This is a genomic window from Pseudoalteromonas sp. SCSIO 43095 (assembly GCF_023650455.1).
GTDB classification, from domain to species: Bacteria; Pseudomonadota; Gammaproteobacteria; order Enterobacterales; family Alteromonadaceae; genus Pseudoalteromonas; species Pseudoalteromonas tetraodonis.
On record NZ_CP087995.1, the window covers coordinates 645,806 to 659,118 of the forward strand.

12 protein-coding genes are annotated in these 13,313 nt (G+C 41.3%); all 12 read left to right on the plus strand.

What is annotated here, in order from left to right:
* Positions 1 to 93: 93 nt before the first annotated feature.
* The 12 genes from flgB to LOC50_RS03060 all read left to right on the plus strand — a co-directional run bounded on the left by flgB (position 94) and on the right by LOC50_RS03060 (position 13,061).
* On the plus strand, positions 94 to 504 hold the full coding sequence (gene flgB, locus LOC50_RS03005) for a flagellar basal body rod protein FlgB (protein WP_010387869.1): 411 nt from the start codon (positions 94 to 96) through the stop codon (positions 502 to 504).
* A gap of 2 nt (positions 505 to 506) precedes the next feature.
* The gene (flgC, locus tag LOC50_RS03010) at positions 507 to 938 is read left to right on the plus strand and encodes a flagellar basal body rod protein FlgC (RefSeq protein ID WP_013465593.1); all 432 of its coding nucleotides are present in this window, start codon (positions 507 to 509) and stop codon (positions 936 to 938) included.
* Positions 939 to 951: 13 nt separating this feature from the next.
* Entirely contained in the window at positions 952 to 1,629 is a 678-nt protein-coding gene (locus tag LOC50_RS03015) for a flagellar hook assembly protein FlgD (RefSeq protein ID WP_008113070.1), read from the plus strand.
* Positions 1,630 to 1,687: 58 nt separating this feature from the next.
* A complete protein-coding gene (gene flgE / locus LOC50_RS03020; RefSeq protein ID WP_250653599.1) occupies positions 1,688 to 3,010 on the plus strand; it encodes a flagellar hook protein FlgE in 1,323 nt (440 codons plus the stop codon).
* 133 nt (positions 3,011 to 3,143) lie between these two features.
* Positions 3,144 to 3,887, plus strand: coding sequence for a flagellar basal body rod protein FlgF (locus LOC50_RS03025; protein ID WP_013465590.1), 744 nt, complete (start codon positions 3,144 to 3,146; stop codon positions 3,885 to 3,887).
* Between the two features lie 21 nt (positions 3,888 to 3,908).
* A complete protein-coding gene (flgG, locus tag LOC50_RS03030) occupies positions 3,909 to 4,697 on the plus strand; it encodes a flagellar basal-body rod protein FlgG (protein ID WP_036981704.1) in 789 nt (262 codons plus the stop codon).
* A 14-nt stretch (positions 4,698 to 4,711) separates the two neighbouring features.
* Entirely contained in the window at positions 4,712 to 5,395 is a 684-nt protein-coding gene (gene flgH, locus LOC50_RS03035; RefSeq protein ID WP_013465588.1) for a flagellar basal body L-ring protein FlgH, read from the plus strand.
* A 12-nt stretch (positions 5,396 to 5,407) separates the two neighbouring features.
* Entirely contained in the window at positions 5,408 to 6,502 is a 1,095-nt protein-coding gene (locus LOC50_RS03040; RefSeq protein ID WP_250653600.1) for a flagellar basal body P-ring protein FlgI, read from the plus strand.
* A 272-nt stretch (positions 6,503 to 6,774) separates the two neighbouring features.
* Positions 6,775 to 7,770 carry a flagellar assembly peptidoglycan hydrolase FlgJ gene (gene flgJ / locus LOC50_RS03045; RefSeq protein WP_250653601.1) on the plus strand — a complete coding sequence of 332 codons (996 nt, stop codon included), beginning with the start codon at positions 6,775 to 6,777 and terminating at the stop codon, positions 7,768 to 7,770.
* Between the two features lies 1 nt (position 7,771).
* Positions 7,772 to 9,778, plus strand: a complete 2,007-nt coding sequence (gene flgK / locus LOC50_RS03050; RefSeq protein WP_214551952.1) for a flagellar hook-associated protein FlgK — start codon at positions 7,772 to 7,774, stop codon at positions 9,776 to 9,778.
* 2 nt (positions 9,779 to 9,780) lie between these two features.
* Positions 9,781 to 11,040 carry a flagellar hook-associated protein FlgL gene (gene flgL / locus LOC50_RS03055; protein WP_250653602.1) on the plus strand — a complete coding sequence of 420 codons (1,260 nt, stop codon included), beginning with the start codon at positions 9,781 to 9,783 and terminating at the stop codon, positions 11,038 to 11,040.
* A 452-nt stretch (positions 11,041 to 11,492) separates the two neighbouring features.
* Positions 11,493 to 13,061 (plus strand): flagellin, encoded by a 1,569-nt coding sequence (locus LOC50_RS03060; protein WP_250653603.1) that lies wholly within the window; start codon positions 11,493 to 11,495, stop codon positions 13,059 to 13,061.
* Positions 13,062 to 13,313 lie beyond the last annotated feature (252 nt).

Below are 13,313 nucleotides of genomic sequence, written 5' to 3' on the forward strand. Positions count from 1 at the left end.
CCATTGCGTCGTTTTTTGTTTTTATTATCACTATTTTCACTGCTGGCTCATTTATTGCTTTATCGGTACTGAGTCAATTTTTTGGAGGTAGTTATGGCTATCAGTTTTGATAAAGCATTAGGCGTGCATCCGCATGCGATGTTGATCCGTTCGCAAAGAGCAGAAATGCTCGCTACTAATATCGCAAATGCTGATACGCCCGGCTATAAAGCAAAAGATATCGACTTTGCCTCAGCATTAAAAACGGCAAAGTCCAACCAACTAAGCGGCAATACCATGGTAAGAACCAATGAAAAACACATTGCCGGTGGTACCCGTAGTGTAGGTGGTAATGAATTATTTCGTACGCCAAATCAAACAGATACGGGTGATGGTAACTCTGTTGATATACAAGTGGAACGGAACTTGTATACACAGAATGCTATGGAGTATCAGGCCAGTGTCCAGTTTCTTAATGGTAAATTTAAAGGCCTGAAAAAAGCCCTCGGTAGTCAAGGAGCCTAATTATGAGTTTATATAATGTGTTTGATATTGCTGGTTCAGGTATGAGCGCGCAAAACGTGCGATTAAATACCACGGCAAGTAATATCTCTAACGCCAATACAATTAGCTCTTCGCAAAATGAGACGTACCGAGCGCGACAACCTGTATTTGCTGCGGAGCTTACAAAAGCGTCAGCGTCAGCAAGCAACCCACAGGGCTCTGCCGTTGGTGTAAAAGTGTTAGGAGTGGTTGAAAGTAATAAACCACTACAAATCGAATATAACCCAAATCACCCGAGTGCGGATGAAAATGGATATATTTACAAACCCAACGTGAATGTTGTTGAGGAGATGGCAAATATGATTTCTGCTTCTCGCTCTTATCAGACAAATGTTCAAGTTGCTGATGCAGCTAAGCAAATGTTAAGTAAAACACTGCTGTTAGGTCAGCGGTAACTGAGGGTAGCTCATGAGTAACGATATTAGTACTTCTTCATCCTATATGGACTCTTTACGTTGGCAAGATAAGCAAGTGCCAAAAAAAGAAGAGAGTGATGCGTTAACCCAAGAAGATTTCTTTTCGTTGTTAACACAGCAGTTGTCATATCAAGATCCCAGCAAACCAGCTGATAACGATCAGATGATTGCACAAATGACAAACTTTACTATGGCTGAAGGGATCTCAAATTTAAACTCTAACTTTGAGTCTTTAGCTGCGTCGATGACATCAAATTCAGCATTGCAAGCATCAACATTGGTCGGTAAGCAAGCGCTGCTGGAGTCTGACACACTTGAGCTTAATGAGTCGGGTGAGGTAAAGGGAGCGATTGTTGCTGAAAAGCCGGTAGACAATTTAACGCTTCGTATTGAAGATGCATCAGGGCAATTAGTTAAAACTATTGATTTAGGCACGCAGCCTGCAGGTGCGGTTCGCTTTGCATGGGATGGTAAAAACGAAGCGGGTGAACGACTTCCTCCTGGTGAATACAAGGTTAAAGCTGAAGGCAGTACGGATGGCGAATTCTCTAGCTTACCAATTGCCTCATTCAAAAATATTGAGAGTGTTAATATTAATGGCTCAAGCGGCATTATTATTAACACAAAAGAAGGTGCGGTTAGGCTGACTGATGTCGCAGAAATCGCGTAATAGATTTTATGTATTTTTTAGCCAATAGGCTAAATATTTTTTAGGTTAGAGGTTAATTATGAGCTTCAATATTGCATTAACAGGCCTTGCTGCCGCACAAAAAGATTTAGATGTTACCGCCAATAATATTGCCAACGTAAATACCACGGGCTTTAAAGAGTCTCGCGCTGAATTTGCTGATGTATACGCATCATCAGTATTTAGCGCTGGTAAAACGAAAAATGGTGATGGTGTACAAACCACTATGGTTGCCCAGCAGTTTCATCAAGGGTCGCTGCAGTTTACTAATAATTCACTGGATTTAGCGATTACCGGTGAGGGGTATTTTGCTACCAGTCAAGACTTAGGCGCACAAGACTTTACCTACACGCGTGCGGGTGCATTTAAGCTTAATAAAGATAACTTTGTTGTAGATGCTAAAGGTAATTTTTTACAAAGCTTCCCAGTTGATGAAGTTAGTGGTGATACGACCTCTGTAAGTCTTAGTACTTCATCTGCTTTACAAATACCCGATTCTTCGGGCTCTCCGCGCTCTACTTCAAACGTTTATACATCATTTAACGTCGATTCTCGAGAAGATGTAATAGCTGTCCCTTTTGATGCAACAGACAGTACTACTTATAACTCTTCGACATCGACCACAATGTATGACTCACTTGGTGAGCCACATGTTCTACAATTCTTTTTTGTAAAAACAGCGCCTAATGAATGGCAAGTACATGGTACGCTTGATAAAACTCCCTTTGATGCAACTGGTGCCGCGACAGCAACACCAAGCCCGCTAAGTACCTTTGGGTTTGATGCTAGCGGTTTGCCTGCAACGACTAATGGTGCTCCAAATGTTGGTCCAACCTTTACTGATGTTAATTTAACCGGAGCTAATTTATCGGGTATTTTATCTAATGGCGCACAATTTGATGATATTGCGATTAATTGGCGCGATGAGGCCGGTACTGCAAATAAAACGCCTACTCAATATGCGAGTCGCTTTGAGGTGAAAGCACTAGAGCAAGATGGTGCGACAGTAGGTCGCTTAGCGGGTATTGATATTGGTACAGATGGAAAAGTTGTTGCATCTTACAGTAATGGTGATTCAACTTACTTAGGTCAAGTTGCCATGGTGCGCTTTTCAAACTCACAAGGTTTGCAGCAAGTAGGTGATACTTCATGGAAAAAAAGTTTAACCTCGGGCGAGCCAATAGCGGGTGAGCCAGGTTCAGGCACACTAGGCAACATTAACTCGTCAGCTCTTGAGCAATCTAACGTAAACTTAACCAATGAGCTGGTTGATTTGATTAGTGCGCAGCGTAACTTCCAAGCAAACTCTCGTGCGCTTGAGGTTAACTCAACTATTCAACAAAACATCCTTCAGATCAGATAATCATGTTTTGATTTACTAAGGCTGCTTAGTGCAGCCTTTTTTATTCCTCTTCTAAAATCTTATTCACACTTAAATTTAATTTGGCACTTATATTGCATTTACTCATACATAGATTTCTTAATGAGTCGATGTTATGGATAAAATGGTCTACATAGCGGCATCTGGCGCTAAACAAAGCATGCAAGGGCTTGCTCTTAAAGCCAATAATTTGGCAAATGCGAATACCACTGGGTTTAAATCTGATTTTGCGCAAGCACGGTCAATGCAGGCTTTCGGTGAAGGTTTGCCGACTCGTGTTTTTGCTATGCAGGAGCGCCCAGGATCAAACATGACATCGGGCGGTGTTGTCGAAACAGGCCGTAGCCTCGATATTGCTATGAGTGATAACGCATGGCTGAGTGTTCAGGATGCCTCTGGTAATGAAGCCTACACAAAAGTGGGTTCGTTAAATATAACGGCTGAAGGTATGTTAACTACCAGCGACGGTCGTCAAGTTATTGGCGAAGGTGGGCCCGTCATATTACCGGTACCGATTGAAAAAATTGAATTTAGCAAAGATGGCACTATTCAAGTTCGCCCTCAAGGTGCACCGGCTAACTTTTTAGAAGAAGTTGATCGGCTAAAAGTAGTTGATGCAAACAACGCCACGCTCGAAAAGGGTAACGATGGCTTATTTAGAGCTAAACCAGGCCAAATAGTTGAAACATCAGCCAATGTACAAGTATTAGGTGGCACATTAGAAAAATCGAATGTAAATCCTGTGCATGAAATGGTCGATATGATCAGTCATCAACGCCAATTTGAATTACAAGTAAAACTGATGAAAACCGCTGAAGAGATTGACGAACGTCAAGAACAGCTGATGCGCATCGTTTAACTTTAACGTGAGGATATTATTATGAATCCAGCATTATGGATAAGTAAAACAGGGCTTGACGCTCAGCAAACTGATATATCGGTTATATCAAATAACTTAGCGAACGCCAGTACAGTGGGTTACAAAAAAAGCCGCGCTATTTTTGAAGACTTACTCTACCAAAATATTAATCAACCAGGCGGTCGTTCATCACAAGATACCGAAATGCCGTCAGGTTTAATGCTTGGTGCGGGTACTAAGGTGGTGGCTAACCAAAAAAACTTTTCGCAAGGTAATATGCTCACCACTGAAAATTCATTAGATTGGATGATTTCAGGTCCTGGCTTTTTTGAAGTATTGCAACCAGATGGCAATATTGCTTATTCGCGTAACGGCCAGTTTACCACCGACGGTGAGGGGCGTGTTGTAACCTCGGGTGCTGGTTATGTTGTTCAGCCTGAAATGAATGTACCTGACGATGCACAGTCGATCACCGTATCTCAAGACGGTGAAGTGTCAGTTCGCGTAAAAGGTCAGGCCGAAAACGTGGTTATTGGTCAAATCACGATTAGTGATTTTATTAATCCGTCGGGCCTTGAGCCTATAGGGCAAAACCTTTATACCGAAACTGCAGTAAGTGGTGCGCCTGTTCAAGGTAATCCGGGGGTTGAGGGCCTAGGTACAATTATTCAAGGTTCACTTGAAACATCAAATGTAAATGTGACCGAAGAGTTGGTTAATTTGATTGAAACTCAGCGAGTTTACGAAATGAACTCAAAGGTAATTTCAGCGGTTGATGAAATGATGAGCTACATCAATCAACAATTATAGTTTTGGGGGATTGTATGCGTAATATTATGTTATTTGCAGTAGGGACTTTACTGTTAAGCGGTTGTGTATCTACACAAAATAATGAAGTAGTGCAGGACGATCCCTACTATGCACCTATGTATCCTGAGCCTAATATGGAGCCAGTGGTAGCAACTGGCTCTTTATTCAGTACTCAGTTATCGAATGACTTATATGCCGATAAAAAAGCACTTAGAACAGGCGATATCATTACTGTTAAATTGCAAGAGTCAACCCAAGCCACAAAAGCGGCTAAAACAGAAACAGATAAACAAACAGATGCTAGCCTCGATCCTGTTATTGGTTTAGGTGGTTTACCGGTTAATATTGGTGGCGATAGTATTCAATTTGGGGTTGGTAGTGATGCGTCGTTTAAAGGTGACTCAAAATCAAATCAATCAAACAGCCTAGTTGGCGATATTTCGGTTAACGTGATGCGAGTATTACCAAATGGTAATTTAGTGATTCGTGGTGAAAAATGGCTAACGCTAAATACCGGTGAAGAATTTATTCGCTTAGAGGGGTTAGTGCGTCCACAAGATGTTAATGCTGATAATACCGTTGAGTCTAATCGTATTGCGAATGCGCGTATTCAGTATTCAGGTAAGGGTCAAACTCAAGAGGCACAAAGCCCGGGTTGGTTAACGCGTTTCTTTAGTAGCTCATTGTTTCCCTTTTAGAGGACATTCAACATGAATGGTTTTAAAGTTTTTTGTTTTATGGTGCTACTAGGCTGGCAATATACTGCCAGTGCTGAGCGGATTAAAGATGTGTCTATGGTCGAAGGAGTGCGCTCAAACCAATTAGTAGGCTATGGCTTAGTTGTTGGTTTACCTGGTACCGGTGAGCAAAGCCGTTTTACCGAGCAAAGCTTCAAAGGTATGCTTAATAGTTTTGGTATTACGTTACCAACAAGCCTAAAGCCAAAAATTAAAAATGTTGCCGCAGTCGCGGTCCATGCTGAACTCCCTCCATTTAGAAAGCCAGGGCAAACTATAGATATTACTGTGTCATCAATTGGTAGTGCGGGAAGCTTACGTGGCGGTACGTTATTACAAACATTTTTAAAAGGGGTTGATGGTAATGTATACGCTATTGCACAAGGGAGCTTAATTGTTGGTGGCTTAGGTGCTGAAGGCCTAGATGGTAGCCGAGTCGTGATTAATACGCCAACCGTAGGGCGTGTGCCAAACGGTGCCACGGTTGAACGTGCCGTTAAAAGCCCATTTATGCAAAACGATTATATTACCTTTAATTTAAACCGTCCGGACTTTACAACCGCAAAACGTTTAGAGAAAACCATTAATGATTTAATCGGCCCAAATAGCGCACAAGCACTCGATGCCGCCTCTATTCGGGTTGTTGCGCCACGAGATGCCTCGCAGCGCGTATCGTATTTATCGACCCTTGAAAACTTAGAATTTAAGCCTGCGGATACTTCGGCAAAAATAATTGTTAATTCGCGTACCGGCACCATCGTTATAGGCAAAAATGTAAAATTACAACCTGCGGCAATTACCCATGGTGGTTTAACAGTCACGATTGCTGAGCAACAAAATGTGGCGCAGCCAAACCCGTTAGCAGAAGGCGAAACCGTTGTTACACAGCAAAGTATTATTGATGTTAATCAAGATGATTCACGCGCTTTTGTATTTGATCCTGGTGTGAGTCTTGATGATTTAGTTCGCGCAATTAATGAAGTTGGCGCTGCTCCTGGTGATTTAATGGCGATTCTTGAAGCACTTAAAGAAGCCGGCGCCATAAATGGTCAGCTTGTTGTAATTTAGTTTTATAAGACCCTATTTAGGGTCTTTAACAGTTAACCTAAAAAAAGACGCGGCATAAAGCCGCTGTTACCTCAGCAATATAAACCTACACAATAAGTAGCAGCGAGTTTACCTCGCGTCTCTCACTTAGTTTAATTTCTGCCTAGAACCTAGAACCTAGAACCTAGAACCTAGAACCTAGAACCTAGAACCTAGAACCTAGAACCTTTCACTTCACTTGGCTCAATTATTGCATTTAACTAAGAATTATTAATTATTGTGTCAAAAAGCTGATGGAAACAAATCATCTAGATAAGCAAAACTTTTTTGATTTAGGCAACTTAGACTCTTTGCGTCGAGATGCTTTAAACAGCGGTGATGCATCAACCGATGCATCTAAAGCGGCGTTAAAAAAAGCAGCGGCACAATTTGAAGCTATTTTCACCCAAATGCTGCTTAAAAGTATGCGTAAAGCTAATGAGGCTTTTGAAGATAAAGAAAGCCCGTTTAATGCTAGCGGCGTGAAATTTTTTGAAGAAATGCACGACCAACAAATGGCCACAGAGCTTTCATCAAATGGCTCTTTGGGGCTTGCAGATTTAATTGTGCAGCAACTATCGCCAGATGGAAAAAACTTTATGCCAGGCTCTGTTCTTCGTACAACGTCAGATTTCTTTAGTGACCAACGTGCGGGTAGCACCTTACCTCATCAAGAAAACCAAAAGGTCATTGAAAAAGCACCGCTCGTTGATTCAACTGAAAAAAGCGAACAAAACACAGCGCCTAAGACATTTGAAAATGCTGAGGAATTTGTAAGCACCGTGTGGGAACACGCAAAAACAGCGGCTAAAAAAATTGGTTTAAATCCGGCGGTTATGGTCGCGCAAGCGGCATTAGAAACTGGTTGGGGTAAACATATTATTAGTAAAGGTGATGGTAATAGCTCAAACAACTTATTCAATATTAAGTCAGATAAAAGTTGGCAGGGTGAAAAGGCCAGTAAGGTCACTTTAGAGTTTGAGCAAGGTGCTGCAGTTAAAAAGCAAGCAAGCTTTAGAGCGTATGATTCGATAAAAGATAGCGTGAATGATTTTGTAGATTTTTTAACACAAAACCCGCGCTATCAAGATGCATTAAACAATACGGCAAAGCCGCATAAGTTCTTAGACTCTTTACAGCAAGCCGGTTATGCAACCGATCCTAATTATGCTGACAAAATAAAAAGGGTGTTAAACAGTAACGAATTGAAGAATATCGCCACAAGCGTGATCCGCCAAGGAGTAGAGTAACATGTCGTTTAATTTATTAAATATTGCAAATTCAGGAATAAGAGCAAACTCTGAGTTATTGCAAACGACAAGTAAAAACATCTCAAATGTTAATACCGAAGGGTATGTACGTGAGCGCACCGAATTTACCACCATGATTGATAATCAGGTGGGCCGTGGTCAAACGTACCGGTTATTGAATGAGTTTGCGCAAAAGCAATTAAATCGAGATACTTCAAATAAAAGTTTTTTTGATCAATTCGTTAGTGAAGCGAGTCGGGTTGATCAAATTTTTTCAGAAAAATCAAATAGCCTATCAACTAGTATCAACTCAATGTTTAATAACGTGCAAGAAGCGCTTAATCAACCTTCCTCAACAGTTGCTCGTTCATTAGTGATGAGTGATGCACAAAATTTAGTTGATCAAATGGACCGACTTGCAGGTATTGTTTCTGAGCAAAAAGCGGTTGTTAATGAGCAATTAGAAATCTTTTCTGAAGAGGCTAATACGCTTATTGAAAGTATTAGTTCGCTGAATCAAGAAATTGCGGGTGTTCATGGTACCAGGAATGAAGCCGATGCGAGCTCAGCTTACAATGAGCGTGATAAAGCAATTCGCGATTTATCTGAGCTGATTGATATAGAAACACTCGATGGCCCCAATGGTGAAAAACAAGTGTTTATGGGCAGCGGTGAAGCCGTTGTAATGCAAAACGGCTCGTTTAACTTGTTTTCGATGCGCGGCGACCCGGATCCAAACTTTAAAGAACTGCGCTTAGATGTAAATGGCGGCAAAGCTGTGCCGCTTGAAGTTGATGCCAGTAAATTAAAAGGCAAAATAGGTGGTTTACTTGCCTTCAGAGACGATATTTTAGTACCTGCGCAAAATCAAATAGGCCAAATGGGCATTGCGCTTGCTGATTCGTTTAATCAGCAAAACCGTTTAGGTATGGATGCAAACGGTGAGCTTGGAGGGGATATTTTTGATATCCCAACGGTCAGTGCTTTTGTTTATCAAGCCAATAGCGGAACAGCTAATATCTCAGCAACCGTTGAGGCTGGTAAAGGCAGTGAACTGCCAGCGAGTGACTTTGTGATCACTTATACGGGTAATCCTAACGAAGTAAGTATTCAGCCTATTGATAATAAAGGTGAACCATTAGGCACAGCCTCTTTAGCAACTATCCCACCCAGTGGCATTATCGATTCAGCCGCTATTACCAGTGGGGAGTCGTTTGGTTTAGAGCTAAACGTAACCGGAGCCGGTAATGCCGGTGACCAATTTCAGGTAAAACTTAATAGTGGCACGGCAGGTAATATATCGCTGACAACAGGTCGGGGCGAAGACATTGCCTTGGCCTCTCCAATTAGAACAGCAGACGGGCTTGATAATACAGGCACAGGCAGTATTTCACCGGGTAATGTCACCGATGTAACCACGGGTAGTTTTAGTAATCCTTTGGATTTAGCAAATGGCCCTATTAGCATTGTTAAAACAGCCAATGCTAATGAATATCAACTTACTGATGGTAATGGTACAACTACGTTTACGGTTACACCGCCTGCTAACAATATACTCGCTCAAGCCGGGGCACCATACGATGGTTATGGCTTTGATTTTAATATTGAAGGCGTACCAGCAACGGGCGATAGCTTTACGTTAGAGTTTAACAAAGGCGGCTTTGACGATAACCGCAACGGTTTAAAATTAGCTGAGTTACAAAACGGTGACTTTGTGCGTCAAAATGTTGTTTCAAGCTCAGATGCCGATAACCATAAAACGTTTAACCAAGCGTATGCCGGATTAGTAACCGACATTGGCGTGGTAACAGGCCAAGCTAAAACAAACGGCGCAGCATTCGACGCACTCGCACAGCAGTCAGAGGCATGGTACGAGTCGTTATCTGGGGTAAACCTTGACGAAGAAGCAGCTAATTTGCTGCGCTTTCAACAATCTTACGCAGCTTCAGCTCAGGTGCTTTCTGCTGCACGTTCTATTTTTGACACTTTACTTAGTGCCGCGAGGTAATTATGCGCTTATCAAATAACTTAATGTATCAAAACAGCATTAATAAAATACTACAAAATCAAAATGGCGTAGCAAACGCACAAGAGCGAGTAAATACTGAACAAAAGTATTTATCTACTTCAGAAGCGCCTGCCGATATATCGCAAGCTATGCTGTATACCAATAAAATACAAAGTAATGAGCAATATACAAAAAATATTAATCAGCTCAATGGCCGACTCAAAATCGAAGAAAGCGTACTGCAAGGTATTAACGAAAGTATTCAAGCAGCTAAAGATATTGCCTTAAAAGCAGGTAATGGCGCGTACAGTAAAGACGATTTAAAGTCGTTAGCGTCGGAGCTAACCGAAATACAAAAAACGTTAGCTAATTTAATGAACACCCGTTCCGAAGACGGTAAATATATATTTTCAGGCTACCAAGACAGCACGCAACCGTATCAGTTTGATGCCGCTAGCGGCAAGTACAATTACCAAGGCGATCAAGGCCAGCATAAAATTACTATTGCCGAAGGTGTGTCGATTAAATCTAGCGACAACGGCTACGACACCTTTGAAAAAACCAATGCACGCCTCGATGTAGCATCTAACACAGGCGATGCATCAAGTACGCTTACGGGTTCTGTTTATGTAGATAAACAAGGTGTTTTCGATCAGTTTCATAAAGAGCAATATAACCCTGATCCAGACCCTTTAGTGTCAGCCACAGCAAATACTTTTAATGTAGTGGTTACTGCGGGTGCTAACCCTGGCGATCCGGATCAGTATGAAATTTTACGTGATGGAGTAGCGCAAATACCACCAGTTAGCGGAAATGTAACCGACGAGCCAATAGAGTTTGCCGGAATGAAAATTCAGCTAACCGGCGCAGCACCTGGGCAGCAGCTCGATTTTAGCCTAGAAAAACCCCACAAAGAAAACGTACTTAATACGCTACAAGGTTTAATTACAGGTTTAAATAATGGCACGCTTGAGGGGGATGATTTTCAGCAAGTACTTAACGATGGCGTAACGCAGCTGCAAAACGCCAGCGAACAAGTTGTGTTTACCCAAGCGAGTTTAGGTGGGCGGATGAATGTGCTAGAAAGAGTAACCGACTCTAACTCTGCGCTAGACATTCAAAACCAAAGTAATCGTTCAAGCCTGCTTGAAGTAGATATGGCAAAAGCCATTAGCGATCTCACTCAACAAGAAACCGCACTGCAAGCCTCGCAAGCCACCTTTGGCCGCTTAGCCAAACTCTCGTTATTTGATTATATTTAATGGTTAAGAGCAGGTTTTAGGCGTCAGGTATCAGGTTTTAGGCAAAAACAAGCCAAGCTAGGCGTTTTTGTCGATGGAGGCGCGGTTTTATACCGCGCTTTTTGGTTTTTAACTATTTGGCACTTTCTTATTTACTCTCATTGTTTTCTCTTTGTGCAAAAAGTTTTAAGTGACTTATTCATAAGGAGAGCGCCGCTTTAAAAGTAACTCACAACCTTCAGTAACCCTTCTAACCTAGGCGGCAAAAAACTGTCACTATTTATTAATCTGCCACTATAAAACGTGGTTTTACTTTTAAAATATAACGTTTTTCCATTTCTTTTTGTATATAAAACAACGCATTGAAATTTGTTTTATAGTTGGCATAAAACCTGCTTTGTAATAGTCATCTGATTGGTGGTTCCTGCAAGATGTTTTGAACCACACTCTGTTTAAATCTAGGAGATGGTAAAATGGCATTAACAGTAAATACTAATGTGTCGTCATTAAACGCACAACGTAACTTAGCAAAATCAGGTGAAGGCTTAGCCACCTCAATGGAGCGCCTAGCATCGGGGATGCGTATTAACAGCGCTAAAGATGATGCGGCGGGCCTACAAATTTCAAACAGATTAACATCGCAAATAAATGGCTTAGCCGTTGCTCAGCGTAATGCTAACGATGGTATTTCAATGGCGCAAACCGCAGAAGGTGCGATGCAAGAGTCGACCAATATTTTGCAGAGAATGCGTGAATTAGCACTTCAATCAGCAAATGGTTCAAACTCTGCTGACGCACGTGCAGCATTACAAAAAGAAGTCTCTGCATTACAATCAGAACTTACTCGCATTGCTGAAACAACCTCCTTTGGTGGGCAGCAACTGCTGGATGGTACATATGGCTCTAAGGCGTTTCAGGTAGGTGCTAATGCTAATGAAACTATTAATTTGTCCCTTTCAAGTGTGGCGGCAGAAGATATTGGTTCAAGCCAAATTAATTTGCAAAGCTCTACAACAGGTTATGGCGCAACATCGGCTGCCGGCACAGATTTAACAACAGACGTTCCTCACGATATTGATGATCAAACATATACTATTACTGGCAGAGGTGGAGATGCTGTTGAAGTTGCTATAACCGCTGGAGCAAGTGCTAAGGAGGCTGCAAAAGCTATTAATTCGGTTTCAGACACTACAGGTGTAACTGCGCAAGCAAGAACTCAGGCTAAGCTAGAGCTAGGAACGCTTCCAACATCAGATACAACGACTGATCCTGCAAACCCTTCTTATGGTAGTTATTCGTTTGAACTAAACGGTGAGTCAGTTTCTTTTGTTAGTCAAGATGATGCAACTTTAGACCGTGATGCAATGGTTGAAGCAATTAATGCGGGTACATCTGATCATGGAGTATCTGCAAAAATTGAAAACAATGAGTTTATACTTAGCAGTGATACTGGCGAAGATATTAATATTGAAAACTTCAATGCTAAAAATGGTATTGACTCAGCACCTGATACTGATGCATCAACTACATTAGAAATAACTACATTGGGTTATGATGGGGCTGAATCAACACCTGTTACAATAACTAGCGGTGCTGCTGGAACGACTGATGATACTGCTCGTATTTATGGGGCTATACAGTTAAATTCATCTACATCGTTTAAAGCAGAGGCTTCTAGTGATTTATTAGCTGAAACTGCTAATAGTGAATTTGCTAGTTCAGTTATTTCGGTTGACACAGTTGATATTGCTACTCAAGCAGGCTCTCAAGATGCTCTAGCTATTATAGATAATGCAATAGCGATGATAGATGACCAACGTGCCGATTTAGGTGCTGCACAAAATAGATTTAGTCATACGATTAGTAATCTTGCAAACATTCATGAAAATGTGTCAGCTTCCCGTAGCCGTATTCAAGATACCGATTTTGCTACAGAAACGGCTCAAATGACTAAAAATCAGATATTACAGCAAGCAGGAACCTCAATATTGTCCCAAGCAAACCAAATACCACAGGCAGCAATTAGCTTACTAGGTGGTTAACTATTAGCTTCACCAAAAAATACTTATAAACGCACTTCACTTTGAAGTGCGTTTTTTTAGATAGTAAAAGTTATTAGCGACATAACTATATGCATTACAAAAATTAATAAATAACTATTTATTATTTTAAAACAAGTTGTTACCCTTTACTGAGCAAATAAATTAATTTATTTTTAAAATACTTCTAAAGATAATTTACTTCCTGCCGTTAACTTAATCAGTACGGAGCTGAGCATACATTTGTAACAGCTC

Excerpts from the sequence above, each read along its gene's own strand:
- flgB (WP_010387869.1), top strand. The coding sequence starts at position 94 with ATGGCTATCAGTTTTGATAAAGCATTAGGCGTGCATCCGCATGCGATG.
- flgC (WP_013465593.1), top strand. The coding sequence starts at position 507 with ATGAGTTTATATAATGTGTTTGATATTGCTGGTTCAGGTATGAGCGCG.
- LOC50_RS03015 (WP_008113070.1), top strand. The coding sequence starts at position 952 with ATGAGTAACGATATTAGTACTTCTTCATCCTATATGGACTCTTTACGT.
- flgE (WP_250653599.1), top strand. The coding sequence starts at position 1,688 with ATGAGCTTCAATATTGCATTAACAGGCCTTGCTGCCGCACAAAAAGAT.
- LOC50_RS03025 (WP_013465590.1), top strand. The coding sequence starts at position 3,144 with ATGGATAAAATGGTCTACATAGCGGCATCTGGCGCTAAACAAAGCATG.
- flgG (WP_036981704.1), top strand. The coding sequence starts at position 3,909 with ATGAATCCAGCATTATGGATAAGTAAAACAGGGCTTGACGCTCAGCAA.
- flgH (WP_013465588.1), top strand. The coding sequence starts at position 4,712 with ATGCGTAATATTATGTTATTTGCAGTAGGGACTTTACTGTTAAGCGGT.
- LOC50_RS03040 (WP_250653600.1), top strand. The coding sequence starts at position 5,408 with ATGAATGGTTTTAAAGTTTTTTGTTTTATGGTGCTACTAGGCTGGCAA.
- flgJ (WP_250653601.1), top strand. The coding sequence starts at position 6,775 with ATGGAAACAAATCATCTAGATAAGCAAAACTTTTTTGATTTAGGCAAC.
- flgK (WP_214551952.1), top strand. The coding sequence starts at position 7,772 with ATGTCGTTTAATTTATTAAATATTGCAAATTCAGGAATAAGAGCAAAC.
- flgL (WP_250653602.1), top strand. The coding sequence starts at position 9,781 with ATGCGCTTATCAAATAACTTAATGTATCAAAACAGCATTAATAAAATA.
- LOC50_RS03060 (WP_250653603.1), top strand. The coding sequence starts at position 11,493 with ATGGCATTAACAGTAAATACTAATGTGTCGTCATTAAACGCACAACGT.